The sequence below is a fragment of the Corynebacterium sp. HMSC067D03 genome, assembly GCF_001811185.1.
GTDB classification, from domain to species: Bacteria; Actinomycetota; Actinomycetes; order Mycobacteriales; family Mycobacteriaceae; genus Corynebacterium; species Corynebacterium coyleae.
Genome location: NZ_KV803814.1, coordinates 484 through 1,216, shown reverse-complemented (window position 1 = coordinate 1,216; position 733 = coordinate 484). Strand labels below are relative to the sequence as shown.

At 56.2% G+C, this 733-nt stretch carries 1 protein-coding gene; it reads right to left on the bottom strand.

Annotated elements, in window-relative coordinates:
- The coding region (locus HMPREF2785_RS05345; protein WP_210386097.1) for a YPDG domain-containing protein at positions 1-733 on the bottom strand (733 nt) is incomplete at both ends.

Genomic DNA, 733 nt, shown 5'->3' with positions numbered 1-733 from the left:
CAGGAACCTTCACATCCTCACCAGGCTCACCAGACTCACCCTTGTACTCAGGCTCGAGGTCCTCAGCGATGGTGCCGACCTTCACGGTGACGTCGACAGTGTCAGTGGTGCCGTCCGGATAGGTCACCTTCACCGGAACGGTGAACTCGGAACCAGGCTTGGCATCCTCCGGAACCGGAACAGTGATCTCACCAGTGTTCAGATCAACCGTTACCTTGTCTGTCGGAAGCGGCTTCTCGTTGCCATCCTTATCGGTGTACTTCGGAGCGTTCTCCGGATCATCATTCAGATCGAAGTTAGTTCCCTCCGGCATGTCAACCGGGTTGCCGTTCTCGTCGGTAAACGTCGGCTTCTCAACCTTGGCATCCTCGCCAGGCTTACCCTTACCGTCGCCGTAGTTCGGCTCAAACTTCTCGTTGTCGTCCTTATCAACATTGATGGTGACGTCAACCGTTTCTTCGGAGCCATCCTGGTAGGTCACCTTCACCGGAACGGTGAACTCGGAACCAGGCTTGGCATCCTCCGGAATTTTCACAGTGAAATCACCGTCCGGACCGAACGTTACGCTGCCTTCCGGAAGCGGCTTCTCGTTGCCATCCTTATCGGTGTACGTCGGAGCCTTCTCCGGATCATCACTCAGAACGAACCCGGTGCCTTCAGGCTTTTCGGTGGTCTCGTTGGTGGGATCACCGTTTTCGTCGGCCTTCTTAAACGTCGGCGCATCAACCGTGGC